At 35.4% G+C, this 14,229-nt stretch carries 13 protein-coding genes and 2 pseudogenes; 13 read left to right on the top strand and 2 right to left on the bottom strand.

What is annotated here, in order from left to right; all coding sequences use genetic code 11:
- The 5 genes and pseudogenes from pgmB (at position 1) to tlp (ending at position 2,366) form a co-directional block, all read left to right on the top strand.
- Positions 1 to 673: pseudogene (pgmB, locus tag LC087_RS04515) on the top strand (beta-phosphoglucomutase).
- Between the two features lie 421 nt (positions 674 to 1,094).
- The gene (locus tag LC087_RS04510; protein WP_226538228.1) at positions 1,095 to 1,634 is read left to right on the top strand and encodes a TlpA family protein disulfide reductase; all 540 of its coding nucleotides are present in this window, start codon (positions 1,095 to 1,097) and stop codon (positions 1,632 to 1,634) included.
- 74 nt (positions 1,635 to 1,708) lie between these two features.
- Complete coding sequence (locus LC087_RS04505; RefSeq protein ID WP_226538227.1) at positions 1,709 to 1,852, top strand: FbpB family small basic protein; 144 nt, start codon at positions 1,709 to 1,711, stop codon at positions 1,850 to 1,852.
- 106 nt (positions 1,853 to 1,958) lie between these two features.
- A complete protein-coding gene (locus tag LC087_RS04500) occupies positions 1,959 to 2,102 on the top strand; it encodes an acid-soluble spore protein N (RefSeq protein WP_226538226.1) in 144 nt (47 codons plus the stop codon).
- An 18-nt stretch (positions 2,103 to 2,120) separates the two neighbouring features.
- Positions 2,121 to 2,366 (top strand): small acid-soluble spore protein Tlp, encoded by a 246-nt coding sequence (gene tlp / locus LC087_RS04495; protein WP_226538225.1) that lies wholly within the window; start codon positions 2,121 to 2,123, stop codon positions 2,364 to 2,366.
- A 65-nt stretch (positions 2,367 to 2,431) separates the two neighbouring features.
- Here tlp and LC087_RS04490 read toward each other — a convergent pair whose 3' ends face one another.
- Positions 2,432 to 2,845, bottom strand: coding sequence for a CoA-binding protein (locus LC087_RS04490; RefSeq protein WP_226538661.1), 414 nt, complete (start codon positions 2,843 to 2,845; stop codon positions 2,432 to 2,434).
- A gap of 107 nt (positions 2,846 to 2,952) precedes the next feature.
- On the opposite strand from LC087_RS04490, the gene LC087_RS04485 reads away from it, so the two are divergent.
- The 4 genes from LC087_RS04485 to LC087_RS04470 all read left to right on the top strand — a co-directional run bounded on the left by LC087_RS04485 (position 2,953) and on the right by LC087_RS04470 (position 6,776).
- Entirely contained in the window at positions 2,953 to 4,227 is a 1,275-nt protein-coding gene (locus tag LC087_RS04485) for a hypothetical protein (RefSeq protein ID WP_226538224.1), read from the top strand.
- Positions 4,228 to 4,559: 332 nt separating this feature from the next.
- Positions 4,560 to 5,144: a glycerol-3-phosphate 1-O-acyltransferase PlsY gene (plsY, locus tag LC087_RS04480; protein WP_226538223.1), complete on the top strand. Its 585-nt coding sequence runs from the start codon at positions 4,560 to 4,562 to the stop codon at positions 5,142 to 5,144.
- Positions 5,145 to 5,343: 199 nt separating this feature from the next.
- On the top strand, positions 5,344 to 6,468 hold the full coding sequence (locus LC087_RS04475; protein ID WP_226538222.1) for a CapA family protein: 1,125 nt from the start codon (positions 5,344 to 5,346) through the stop codon (positions 6,466 to 6,468).
- A 17-nt stretch (positions 6,469 to 6,485) separates the two neighbouring features.
- On the top strand, positions 6,486 to 6,776 hold the full coding sequence (locus LC087_RS04470) for a HesB/YadR/YfhF family protein (RefSeq protein ID WP_226538221.1): 291 nt from the start codon (positions 6,486 to 6,488) through the stop codon (positions 6,774 to 6,776).
- Positions 6,777 to 6,872: 96 nt separating this feature from the next.
- Here the strand turns inward: LC087_RS04470 and LC087_RS04465 are convergent, their stop codons facing one another.
- Complete coding sequence (locus LC087_RS04465) at positions 6,873 to 7,292, bottom strand: acyl-CoA thioesterase (protein ID WP_226538220.1); 420 nt, start codon at positions 7,290 to 7,292, stop codon at positions 6,873 to 6,875.
- A gap of 391 nt (positions 7,293 to 7,683) precedes the next feature.
- Between LC087_RS04465 and LC087_RS04460 the strand changes: the two genes are divergently transcribed.
- From LC087_RS04460 to parC, 4 genes and pseudogenes are all read left to right on the top strand, one after another.
- Positions 7,684 to 9,024, top strand: coding sequence for a S8 family peptidase (locus LC087_RS04460; protein ID WP_306020134.1), 1,341 nt, complete (start codon positions 7,684 to 7,686; stop codon positions 9,022 to 9,024).
- Positions 9,024 to 9,401, top strand: a complete 378-nt coding sequence (locus LC087_RS04455) for a choice-of-anchor J domain-containing protein (protein ID WP_306020132.1) — start codon at positions 9,024 to 9,026, stop codon at positions 9,399 to 9,401. The genes LC087_RS04460 and LC087_RS04455 overlap by 1 nt, the downstream gene beginning before the upstream one ends.
- A gap of 423 nt (positions 9,402 to 9,824) precedes the next feature.
- A pseudogene (gene parE, locus LC087_RS04450) lies at positions 9,825 to 11,791 on the top strand (DNA topoisomerase IV subunit B).
- 1 nt (position 11,792) lies between these two features.
- Positions 11,793 to 14,219: a DNA topoisomerase IV subunit A gene (gene parC / locus LC087_RS04445; RefSeq protein WP_226538218.1), complete on the top strand. Its 2,427-nt coding sequence runs from the start codon at positions 11,793 to 11,795 to the stop codon at positions 14,217 to 14,219.
- The last annotated feature ends 10 nt before the right edge of the window (positions 14,220 to 14,229 follow it).

The following is a 14,229-nucleotide window of genomic DNA, read 5'->3' as shown; positions in this document are numbered from 1 at the left end:
ATGAAAGAAATAAAGGCCGTTATTTTTGATTTGGATGGTGTCATAACAGATACAGCAGATTATCACTTTTTAGCTTGGCAAGCATTAGCGAATGATTTAGGAATTCAATTTACAAGAGAAGATAATAAAAGTCTCAAAGGGATATCAAGAATTGAATCTCTTGAAATGATCTTAAAGCTCGGTGGAAAGCTAGAACTTTATTCAAGTGAAGATAAAGAAAGGCTGGCAGCTAAAAAGAACAGTCATTACTTAACTTTAATTAAAGAAATTTCACCTAAAGATATTTTACCCGGTATTAATCTTTTTTTTAGAGGAAATAAAAGAAAGAGGTTTGAAACTTGGGTTAGCTTCTGCTAGTAAAAATGCAGATTTAGTCTTGACCTCCTTACAACTAAAAGAACAATTTGATGTCATTGTCGATGCAGCCAAAATAAAAAGGGGAAAACCAGATCCAGAAATTTTCCTAACAGCAGCTAAATTGTTAAAAGTTGAATCATCTTCTTGTATAGGAATAGAGGATGCATTTGCAGGTGTCGATGCGATTAATGCCGCAGGCATGTTTTCTGTTGCGATTGGTAACAAAGAGCATTTTAGTAACGCAGATCTTGTTTTGAGTCGTACAGATCAATTATCTTTATCAATAATAGAGCATAAAAGGAAAGAATTGAAATAACAATTACTTCGAGTGGCTTCACCTTGTTGGTGGAGCTCTTTTTAAATAAATGGATAAGGGGGATTTATTTTAATTACTTAAGAATTGTTTTTCGTATCATTTCATTTTTGAAAAGGAAAGAACAGCTTCCAAGTTAATTGCGCCATATGAATATCGAAAAGACTATAAAAGTGTAGTCTTTACTGAATTTTAAGAATGACCTATTCCAGACACATTAATCATTTACTATAGTTCTTATAGAAGCTCTTCATTATAAAGTTAAGTCAACTATAACGATTTTTATTTCTTTTTAATATTTAGATAATGTGAATTTTTTTTAACAAAGGGCTACTATCGTGTGTAATTTGGGCTACATATTATATAATGGATAGGCAAACAGCGAAATTCAAAGCAATGCTTGTACATAAGGAGAGACAAGTATATGAAAAAATGGTGGTTACCTATTATTATTATATTACTAATTGGGTTTACCGTTTGGAATCAAGTCTATAAACAAGATTCAATCGAATCAACTGAAGAAGAAAGTGAAGTAAATAAAGAAGCTATTCCATTTGAATTGATGTCCCTTAACAATGAGGTTATTCAAATGAAAGATTATAGAGGCAAAAAGGTCTTTTTGAATTTTTGGGCTACGTGGTGTACGGTCTGTAAGAAGGAAATGCCAACTATGCAACAGTTTCAAGAGAAGTATAAAAGTGAAGTTGAAATCGTTGCCATAAATTTCACCTCTACGGAAGTAAAAGAGGAAGATGTTTATGAATTTATCGAGAATACAGGGGTTACGTTTGATGTTTTATTAGACCGTGAAAATCAAGTTCATAGTGCATATGGGATCCTTACTTATCCCACCACTTACTTCATTGATGAAAAAGGAATGATTGTTGGAAAACAGGTCGGAGAATTAACAGAAGAAACAATGGAGGAGTCTCTAAATAAAATGAGGAAAAAAGACGGAATTTGAAGAAAATTTAAGCTAGTAGCTATTTTTTAAAAATATTTTGGTAAGACTAATAAGAAAGAAAGTGAGTGAATATGATGAGAAAACAGAGAAAAGTTTCTTTTGAAGAACTGGTATCTGAAAATAAGCAACAACTATTAAACGATAATAAAGCACTGGATGCAATTGAGGATCGTTTGGAAGAAAAAATACGTGAACAATTTAAAGAAAAGTCTAGTTGAGATAAGGTGAGGATTTGGTTTTTTAAGCTTACTCCTATAAATGAAAAATATGTTAACATTTTTTCGTTTCTCATGTCCATACTAATGGACGGGAGGCGATTTTTTTATGACAAATTCCAATGACAAGCAAACTCATTTTAATCCTAATCATCTTGGAACCAAACCTCGTGGTTTTGGAGGAAATAAAGGTAAAAAAATGCAAACACAAGGGGACCAACATGCTCAAGTAATTCAAACAAAAGGTGAGTAAATGAAAGGATGAGTAAGGATGAATAAAGGATATAAAGCAAATCCGGATGACCGTTCTGATAATGTTGAAAAACTTCAAGATATGGTCCAAAATACATTGGAAAATATCGAAAAAGCTGAAAAAACAATGGAATTTTCAAGTCCTGATGAGCGTGAAAAAATTAAGAAAAAGAATCATCGTAGAGAAGAGAGTATTAACGCATTTCGTAATGAAATTGCTGACGAAGCTGAAGACCGAGAGAATGGGTATAACAAATACTCTTAAATTCATATGGAAAAAACAAACCAACAATGCGACAAAAAAGCATTGTTGGTTTGTTTTTATAGATCTCACTTACTTAAAGCGTGCTCTACTTTAATACACCGGTCCATAACCACTGTTTTGCCAGCCTCTATTAGCATTTGAAAAGCTTCTTCATTTTTAATCCCTTGTTGAGCCCAAAAAACAGGACAATTAATCTGTAAAAATTCTTGTGCGATGTCAACTAAATATTCCGGTCTTCTAAAAATGTTCACGATGTCAACTTCACCTTTAATATCCTTTAATGAGACCACAGCTTTTTCTCCCAACACCTCATCAATAGTAGGATTTACGGGGATGATTTGATAGCCAGCCTTTTGCATAGCTTGACTAACTAAATAAGAGGTTCTTTCAGGATTATTAGATAGACCAACTACAGCAATGCGTTTACTTTGTTTTAATATAGATTGAATTTCTTCTCTAGAAGGATTCTCTATCATCAGCAACCATCCTTTCTTTTCATATCATACCAATAAAATTCTATATATACCATTTTTGCTTCTTTTTAAAAAAGGAATGAAGGTAGACAAACACACAAGAGAATCAAAGAATGATTGCATATTCTATTATGTATAAAATACAAAGAAAGGTGATAACAATGACAAACGAAGAAAAGCAAGTTCTTCAAGGATTGTGTGAGTCAGCTAAAAATATTGTTGAATTTTATAGCTTTAAAACCTTACCTGTAGAGTTTGATCTTGTTTTAGCGGGGGATATTTCTTTTATCTATAATGTAGATGGATTAACGGCTACCGTTGAAGAATGTACGATTAATCTTGATAGCCAGGAAACGGATTGCGGAACAGTCTCAGAAATAAATGCTTTTCAAGTTCGAGTAACTGGATGTATTTCTTATACGGCAAGTGTAGAAGTAGAAGGTCAATGTGGAGGTTTAGTATGCAATTTTGATCCAGACGAGGCAGGTGCTTGTCCTCCTCAATTTTTTAATAATGAGCAGGGAATAGGTCAAATAACAATATCTGATTTCGTTCAAGTCGATCAAGTAATAGGCTGTAGTTTAACAGAACCATCTGCTATCAAGTTCACATGTGACAATGTAGTGGTAGAAGAACTGAAATTTTTTGATGTAATAAATGAAGTTCCTTTATGTGAAATCCTTCTTACAGACATCCTAGCATTTAGCGTTTTTGGTGTATTTAAACTTCCGACAATCGAGTCACTTAATATCAGTGAAAAAGTAGGCACTAATCAAACTTTAATTAAACAAAGTCATCTCTCTACAAACATTCAAAAAGTTTCAGGAGATAAATCTAAGATGAGTGTATCAAGTCAAAATGGTATTATTGTCCCATTTGCTGCTGTTCGCTCAGTGCCTCCAGGTATTGATTTAGATATTGATAATGGGAATTTTTATTTTGTATATAACGTTAGTAATTTAACAACTTGTGTAGAGACTGTAACTTTTACTTCAAGTTGTCAAACTGAATGTGGTACATTAACAAATGTTGATGGATATCAAGTGCGAGTGATTGGAGATGTTAACTTTATCGCCAGCATAACGGCTAACAGCGATTGTGGAGGACCGATTTGTAGTTATGACGGAGATATCGGTGGATGCCCACCAAACTTTAATAGTAATAATTTAGGGGAAGGTAATTTATCAATTTCAGGTAATACCTTCATTAATTCAGTAATTGGATGCAGCTTAACTGTTCCTACACCTCCGAGCTTAGAATGTGACACAGTTACGGTGAGTTCCCTCAATATCATCCAAGACGAGTTATCTGCTTCTGTTTGCGAAACAATGGCGACGGCAAACCCCTTAATTGTACTGGGCACATTTGAATTACCTACAATTGATTAAGGAATGTAATAAATGTTTATTCGGAATTTAGCATCTGGTTCTTATACTCTATAAACATGTTAAAATCAACATTTTTCTTAATAAACAATGATATAATAACGATATAAGGTCGTAAATAATAAATGAGTTGAGTAGATCGTTTATATTTAGTATGATATTGAAGTGTGATTTTCACTTTTGAATATCAAGGGTTGTTCCCTTTTAATCACAGGCAATTATGTTTCTTTTAATACGATTTTTGAAAGGTGCTGGTATTTCTTAATCAAAAGCATCTTTCTTTAAAATGAATTAGGTAATTTCTTTGGTTAAAATTAAGATGAGGAGGGGATAAGATGTTCTACATAATGATTATTCTAGCCTATGTTATAGGTTCCATTCCCTTTGGTTTAATTGTAGGAAAAGTTGGCTACGGTATTGATATACGTGAGCATGGAAGCGGAAATTTAGGAGGAACGAACACCTTTCGTACTTTAGGTGTTACTGCTGGCTTAATTGTCACAATAGCTGATATTTTGAAAGGAACTTTAGCTGCCTGTTTGCCATTACTACTAACAATAGATGGACATCCTTCTATTTATTTAGGAGTGGCTGCTGCCATTGGTCATAGCTTCCCAATATTCGCCAAGTTTAAAGGTGGAAAGGCTGTCGCAACCTCATCTGGTGTTGTTCTTGCAATTGAACCATTTTTGTTTTTGTTCGCAATCATTTGTTTTTTTATTATTTTATATATATCAAAAATGGTTTCGTTTTCATCTATCGTATGCAGTGTGTTAGCTTTTATTTATACTTTGATATTTGTGGAAGATTTAACGTTTGATATTTTGATTGGACTATTAGCTGCATTTATAATATATCGTCACCGACAAAATATTGTTCGAATCAAAAATAAAACAGAACCAAAAATAAAATGGATGTAAAAAGAAAAGCGTAAGCGCCCGTTAAGCGACGCAAAGGAAAGGTTCTTTGGTAATGAAAACAAACTCAAAAAAAGCATCTCTAATTTTCTTTGTTAGAGATGCTTTTTTTATGGGAATTGTAGTTATATTTAGCTTCACTCTTTCCTTTCGTCAAATTTTTCGGTACCATAAAAAGAAAACAACTTAATGAGGAGCAAAAATGAAACGAACTTATCAAATATCTTTTCTGTTATTTTCGATCGTTATATTAGGAGCGAGTCTTTTCTTTTTTATAAAAGGCCAAGATCAAACAGAATCACTTCCTTCAAAAAAAGTCTCTACCCATGTAGTCGCAAATAAATATAAGAATTTCGAAACAGAAGTAAGCTTCTCAGCTATCGGAGACGTATTATTACATAGTCGTGTGTATAATGATGCGAAGCAAACAGATGGCTCATATGACTTCAATCCAATGCTTGAAGGAGTAAAAAGTGAACTTAATGTAAATGACATCACAATGGCAAATCAAGAGTCTATGATGGGAGGAGTGGATATCGGATTGTCTACCTACCCATCCTTTAACAGTCCATATGAAATTGGGGAAGACTTAAAGGGAGCGGGTATAGATATTGTTAATATGGCTAATAACCATACGCTTGATCGTGGAATGACTGCAGTTGAAAACGCAACACATTATTATAAAAAATTAGGGATTACCTACGTTGGAGCATATCAAAGTGAAAATGATGCAAACACCTTACGTGTTTTATCCGTCAAAGGAATTAAAATTGGGTTTCTCTCCTATACATATGGAACTAACGGAATTCCTATACCTGATGAACACCCTTATGTCGTAAATATGATCGATGAATTAAAAATAATTAACGATATGAAAGAGATGAAGAGTCAATCCGATGTCATCATCGTTAATCTCCATTGGGGGAATGAATATCAAAGATATCCAACGAATCAACAAAAAGAGCTTGCGAACAGCCTTGCCAAAAATGGAGCAGATGTTATTGTCGGTCATCATTCTCATGTGCTCCAACCAATAGAGTGGTTAGATAATGGGAATGGAGGTCAAAGTCTAGTTGTTTATTCATTAGGTAATTTTTTATCGGGTCAAGTAGGAGATTATAAAGACATCGGTGGGATATTTAATGTAAAAATAAATAAAAAAATAGAACAGGCCGAAACAATAACCACCATTAAGGAACCTTCATTTATTCCAACCATTGTAACGAGTTCAAATCGTTCCAATTATCGAGTTCAGTTATTGGAGAATATAAACAAACAGCAAAATGAAGAAATATTAGCACATATGTATCAATGGATTAATCAATAAAAAAGGAGTTAGTTTATATGAATATGCATATCGAAGAGGAAGCAGCTAACTGGTATAAAGAAGAGTTTGATCTAAAAGAGGGAGATTCTCTTCGTTTTTTCCCACGATTAGGAGGGTGTAGCGATGTACAGAAAGGTTTTTCATTAGGAGTAGGAATTGAAAAACCTAGTGATATAGGTGTGAAAGAAACGAAAAACGATATTTTATTTTTTCTTGAACAGAAAGATTTATGGTATTTAGATGACCATGACTTTCAAATTCAGTTTGATTCTGATATACATGAACCTGTATTTATATTTAACAAATAAATGTAATGAGTTATTGGTGTTGAGGAGCACATCAATAACTCATTTTTTTAATCATTAATTTTAGGATGCGTCGTTAGAAAAGCGCTTGCGCCTTTTTTATTTATTCATTGCTTTCATATATTCCTCATGCCAGTGAGGATAGTGTTTTTTAAAATTAATTGGTTTAAACGAATCGTTTTTCACACATACATGGCTGGTAGTTCCTTCGATCCCTACTTCATTATTTGGTGTGAAAATTTTATATCCGTAAACAATTCTTATCCCATTATATTCGTTAATCCATGTATGAATTGTAGCGGTCTCACCAAATCGAAACGGTTTTTTATATTTGACACTGGCTTCTAAAACCGGACATAACACACCATCTTCTTCCAATTTTTTATAAGAGAACCCTAATTCTTTTATTAGTTTTGTTCTTCCTAAATCCATCCATATTAAGTAATTAGCATGATATACAACTCCCATTTGATCCGTTTCTGCATATCGGACTTCGACTTCGTGTTTGGAAATGAACATTCACTACTCTCTCCCTTATGTAATGTGTAAAAAAAACACAATGTTATTTTCCATATATTATACATTATTTTAATGATCTTCACGTTTGTAAATATGAACCATAACATGTTGTTCATAATTTATCATTCAATTGAACTACAACCTTATTCTTAAATTCATGATTTATTTCAATCGAACTAGGTGCAAACATAGTTTTTTTGTACTCTTTATAACATAAAAAAAGTGAAAGGATTAGGGTTCATTTGAACAATTAAACATTTTTTACTAATTAATCTTTCCCAAGTTGAAAAGCAACTCTTTTTCATTTTTAGGTAGTATAATAATTTGTAAATCTTGAAGGATAGGAGCAATCTTATTCTAAAAGAAAACCAATTTTAAAGGAGAGATTTTATTGAAAGCATTGAGAAAACTTTTTTTATTTTCAGCAGTAGGAGCATTATTGTTTGGATTTGGATTTTTTGGGTCAATCTCACCTACGTATGCGACAACAGATTCTGTGAATGGGAGTAATGAGGTTGTTGTTAAATTTAAGGAAGATGCTTCTGAAAAAACAAAAGCATCTATTCATGCGAAAGTAAAAACATCTGTAGTATCAACGAATAAATCGTTAAATTTTGATGTATTAAGTTTAGATGGGTTAACAGTAGAAGAAGCGATTAAATTGTATGAAAGTTACGATGTTGTTGAGTATGCAGAACCAATTATAGAGTATAAAGCATTTTTCACTCCAAATGATCCTTACTACAGTAGTTATCAATACGGACCACAGATTATGAATGCAGAAGCGGCTTGGGATGTGACACAAGGGAGTAGCTCCATCTCGGTAGCTGTTATTGACACAGGGGTTCAAGACGATCATGAAGATTTATCAGGTAAAGTGTTATCAGGTTATGACTTCATTGATGATGATAGTGACGCTTCTGATGAGAATGGGCATGGTACGCACGTAGCAGGTACGGTAGCAGCATCAACTCATAATGGAATCGGTGTTGCTGGTGTTGCACCAAAAGTGAAAATTTTACCTGTTCGAGTGTTGAATGCTAGCGGTTCTGGTTCAAATGCAGGAGTAGCAGATGGGATTGTTTGGGCAGCAGACAACGGGGCAGATGTCATTAATTTGAGCTTAGGTAGTTCCTCTTCTTCAAATGTGGTAGAAAATGCTGTTGATTATGCTTGGAACAAAGGGGTAACGGTCATCTGTGCAGCTGGAAATGCTGGAACATCAAGTCCACAGTATCCAGCCTATTACGATAATTCGATTGCTGTGGCAGCAACTGACTCAAACGATCAAAAAGCAAGTTTCTCAACTTATGGTTCATGGGTGGACGTAGCTGCACCTGGTTATGGTATATATTCAACTCAGTTAGGTGGAGGGTATGTTTCCTATAGCGGAACATCAATGGCATCCCCACATGCAGCTGGTGTCGCAGCATTGCTTGCTTCTCAAGGTTTATCAAATTCTGAGGTTCGCGAGGCACTTGAAGAGACAGCCGAAGAAATTGCTGGGACGGGGTCCTATTGGGATCATGGAAGACTTGATGCAGAAGCAGCTGTGAAATATACAGGTGGACCAATTGTGGATCCAGAAGAGGTATTTTCTGATGACTTTGAAAAGAATAACGGATGGACCTTTGGAACTGATACCGCAACAACAGGAAATTGGGAAAGAGTGTTCCAGAAACAACTAGATACCGAGGATATAAGCAATTATCGAACGGTACAACTAGTTTAGTGACAGGTGCCGACAGTGGCTTTTCTGTAGGTAGCTATGATATTGATGGTGGTTATACAAAAGCAACATCTCCAGCAATTGAATTACCAGATGATAGCTCTCTCACTTTATCATTCTCATATTACTTCAGTCACTATTCCAATTCCTCTAGTGACGATTATTTTAAAGTCTCGGTCATTGATAGTAATGGTAATAGCACCACTGTTTTTGAAGAGTTAGGGGCATCAAGCGATCAGGACGCTTCATGGTCCGATAAATCAGTGGATTTAAGCTCGTTCGCCGGTCAAACAATTAATTTACAAATTGAAGCGGCAGATGAGGGAAGCGGAAGCTTAGTCGAGGCTGCTTTCGATGATGTAGTTATTAGTAGTAACTAACGCTAAAAAAAAGACTGAATATTTAAAAAAAGACTAACTTTAATCTAGTGTTGATTAAAGTTAGTCTTTCTTTTTGCTTACAAGGAGTTCTCCATATTATGAAGTGTGAACAACAACATGTAGGACTTTTTCTCAATTTGGCAGGAATTAATTATATCAAACTTGAAGGAATAGTGACATTTCTTCGAGAAAGAAGTAATCTTGAAACCCATTTTACAAATTTAGTCTTTGAATAAATAAAAGAAATCTGTAAAATGAATCTTGGTGTTTAGGTGCTGAGACTAACCTAGTTTTAAATTATAAGTACACTTGACGATACATAAGGGAAAGCGTAAGATATAAAAACATACGTTCTTATATGGGTATGACTATTAAGTTTCATGTCCATGCTTCATATGAAAGGAGTAAACACGTTTGAGTAAAATTCAGAAATCTTTTGAATATAATGAGGATGCCATACAAGTTCTTGAAGGACTTGAAGCTGTTCGTAAGCGTCCAGGAATGTATATAGGGAGTACCGATTCGAGAGGACTTCATCATCTTGTTTATGAGATTGTCGACAATTCAGTTGACGAGGCTTTAGCAGGTCATGGGGATGAAATTATCGTTTCTATACATAAAGATAATAGTATTTCTGTTGAGGATAAAGGCCGTGGAATGCCGACGGGAATGCATAAACTAGGTAAACCAACGCCTGAAGTCATATTTACCGTCCTTCATGCTGGGGGTAAATTTGGACAAGGTGGTTATAAAACGAGTGGGGGGTTACATGGTGTAGGTGCTTCAGTTGTGAACGCATTATCTGAATGGTTGGAAGTAAAAATTAAACGGGATGGGCATTTGTACTTTCAACGATTTGAAGACGGAGGAAAACCCGTTACCTCACTAGAAAAACAAGGTTCCACTAGAGGTCACGGAACGACTATTCATTTTAAGCCGGATTCAACGATTTTTAGTTCAACAATCTATAACTTTGACACTTTGAGTGAGCGTTTACGAGAGTCAGCTTTTTTATTAAAGGGTCTGAGAATAACGCTAAAAGATTTACGTCAACAATTGGAGGAAACCTACTTTTTCGAGACGGGAATAAAAGCTTTTGTTGAATACATAAATGAAGAGAAGGATGTTTTGCACCCCGTTGTCTTTTTTGAAGGTTCACAAAACGATTTGGAAGTAGAATTTGCTTTCCAATTTAATGATGGATATAGCGACAATATCCTTTCCTTTGTTAATAACGTTCGCACAAAAGATGGTGGAACACACGAGGCTGGGGCTAAAACAGCTCTCACGCGAGCGATTAATGAATATGCAAGGAAAGTTGGACTTTTAAAAGAGAAAGATAAAAATTTAGATGGAACTGACATTCGTGAAGGACTAGCTGCGATTGTTTCTGTGAGAATTCCAGAGCAACTTTTGCAATTTGAAGGGCAGACGAAAGGAAAATTAGGGACAAGTGAAGCTAGGTCAGCCGTAGATGGCGTTATATCTGAAAAGTTAGCGTACTTTTTAGAGGAAAACCCTGATACGAGTACGCTACTTGTTAAAAAAGCAATTAAGGCTCAGCAAGCTCGTGATGCTGCGAGAAAGGCAAGAGAGGAAGCAAGAAGTGGAAAAAAAAAGAAAGCGATCTGAGGCGAGTCTTAGTGGAAAACTGACACCTGCACAATCTAGAAACCCTGCGAAAAATGAACTTTATTTAGTAGAGGGAGATTCTGCAGGCGGTTCTGCAAAGCAGGGGAGAGACCGTAAATTTCAGGCGATTTTGCCCCTTAGAGGTAAGGTCATTAATACAGAGAAAGCAAAGCTTGCTGATATCTTTAAAAATGAAGAAATTAATACAATCATCCACGCGATTGGAGCTGGAGTCGGAGCGGATTTCACCATTGATGACATAAATTACGACAAGGTTGTTATTATGACAGACGCAGACACCGATGGTGCTCATATCCAAGTCCTTTTATTAACATTTTTCTACCGTTATATGAAACCGCTTATTGAAGCTGGAAAAGTGTATATTGCTCTTCCTCCTCTATATAAAATAAGCAAAGGAAAAGGGAAAAAAGAAATCATTGAGTATGCCTGGTCTGATGAAGAGTTAGATGAATTACTCAAAAATAAGGGGAAAGGTTTTACCATTCAACGATATAAAGGATTAGGTGAAATGAATGCAGATCAACTTTGGGAAACAACTATGAATCCTGAATCGAGGACGTTAATTAGAGTTCGAATTGATGATGCAGCACGCGCGGAGCGTCGAGTGACAACCTTAATGGGAGATAAGGTAGAGCCAAGGCGAAAATGGATTGAAAAAAAATGTTGCATTCGGATTAGATAATGATGAAAACATACTAGAAAATGAAAATTTAACGTCAAGTGAGGAGGAGATGTAAAATGGCTGCAAATCAAAGTGAAAGATACCATGATCTCCCTCTTGAAGAAGTCATCGGTGATCGTTTTGGTCGTTATAGTAAGTATATTATTCAAGAAAGAGCATTACCTGATGTAAGGGATGGATTAAAGCCTGTTCAAAGGCGTATCTTATATGCCATGCATGTTGACGGGAATACAAGTGATAAAGGGTTTCGTAAAGCTGCGAAAACAGTAGGAAATGTGATCGGGAATTATCATCCACACGGGGATACTTCTGTTTACGATGCGATGGTACGTATGAGTCAAGACTGGAAAGTACGGAATGGACTCGTTGAAATGCATGGGAATAATGGAAGTGTTGATGGAGATCCACCAGCAGCCATGCGTTATACAGAAGCGAGGCTTTCACCGATTGCTTCCGAGTTATTAAAAGATATCGAGCAAGAAACCGTAGAATTTGTTCCAAATTTCGATGATACGAGTAAGGAACCCGTCGTCTTACCTGCCATGTTTCCTAACTTACTTGTTAACGGTTCTACAGGCATCTCTTCAGGCTATGCGACTGAAATCCCCCCTCATCATATAGGAGAAGTCATCGATGCAGTGATGAAGCGAATGGACAAGCCTTCTTGTACGGTAGATGAATTAATGACTATTATTAAAGGTCCTGACTTCCCTACAGGAGGAATTATTCAAGGAATAGATGGAATAAAAAAAGCGTATGAGACTGGAAAAGGAAAGATCGTCGTTAGGGGTAAAGCTGATATTGAAACGATTCGTGGTGGAAAGCAACAGATTGTCATTACAGAAATTCCTTTTGAAGTAAATAAAGCAAATTTAGTCAGAAAGATGGATGAGTATCGACTCGATAAGAAAGTAGAAGGAATTACAGAGATTCGAGATGAAACGGACCGAACAGGACTTAGAATTGTCATTGAATTAAAGAAGGATGCCGATGCACAAGGAGTGCTGTATTTCTTATATAAAAATACGGACTTACAAATTGCGTACAATTTTAATATGGTTGCCATCGTTAATCGAAGACCTATGCTCATGTCTCTTCCAACCATTATAGATTCTTACATTGATCATCAAAAAGAAGTGATTCTTAATCGCTCTCAATATCAATTAAAAAAAGCGAAAGAACGTGAGCATGTCGTCCAAGGCTTAATTAAAGCGATTTCTATATTGGATGAGATTATTGAAACCATTCGCGCCTCAAAGGATAAACGAGATGCAAAAGACAACTTAATCGAACGTTATCAATTTACGGAAGCTCAAGCTGAAGCTATTGTTTCCTTGCAACTTTACCGTTTAACGAACACAGATATTGTTCAGCTTCAAAACGAAGCGGAAGAGTTAAATAAAAAAATCTCCGAGTTAAACGAGATTATTGGAAGTGAGAAAAAATTATTGTCGGTAATCAAAAAAAATCTCCGCACAATAAAAAAAACATACGAAGATGCTAGGCGATCTAAAATTGAAGCTGAAATCGAAGACATAAAAGTCAATTTAGAAGTGATGGTTCCTTCCGAAGATGTCATTGTCACTGTCACACAGGATGGGTATGTCAAGAGAACAAGTCTTCGTTCCTACTCCGCTTCAAACGGTCAAGATTTTGGGATGAAGGATACAGACAGACTAATTGGTCAGTTTGAAATAAATACGACAGACGTTTTACTTCTATTCACAAATAAGGGAAACTATTTATATTTCCCTATTCACGAACTTCCAGACATTAGATGGAAAGATCTAGGGCAACATGTCGCTAATTTAATTTCAATAGATAAAGATGAGTCCATTTTAAAAGCAATACCAGTTAAAAACTTTGATGAAGCATCTCCATTCATTCTATTTTTCACGAAAAATGGAATGATCAAGAAGTCACAATTTAATCAATATAAAGCTCAGCGATATTCGAAGCCATTAGTTGCGATTAATTTAAAAGGCGACGATGAAGTGATCGATGTTCATTTATCAACAGGTAATGAAGAAATATTCATAGCCACTCATAAAGGATACGGTTTGTGGTTTTCTGAAGAAGAGGTGAATCCAGTTGGGGTCAGAGCAGCTGGAGTAAAAGCGATTAATTTGAAAGATGATGATGTCGTTGTTAGTGGTCAAGTCTTTTCTAGTGATGCCCAGGATTTGCTCTTAATTACACAGCGTGGTTCTATGAAAAGGATGAAATTAACGGAATTTGAAAGATTGTCAAGGGCGAAACGAGGATTATTGATGATTAGGGAATTAAAGACGAATCCTCATAGAGTCATTAGCTGTTTTGTCATTAAGGACGAAAAGTTTGCCTTTATTGAAACAAATAAAGGAATGATTGAACAAATTCCAATTGACCAGTTAAGGAAAAGCGATCGCTACAGTAATGGTTCATTTTATCTGGATGAGAAAGAGGCTGGAGAAACGATATCCGCTTGGGTTGAGAAGGAATAAGAAAAAAGGA

Origin of the sequence: Bacillus carboniphilus, assembly GCF_020524035.2 — a bacterium.
GTDB lineage: Bacteria > Bacillota > Bacilli > Bacillales > JAIVKR01 > Bacillus_CC.
This window is presented reverse-complemented; position numbering and strand designations above follow the sequence as displayed.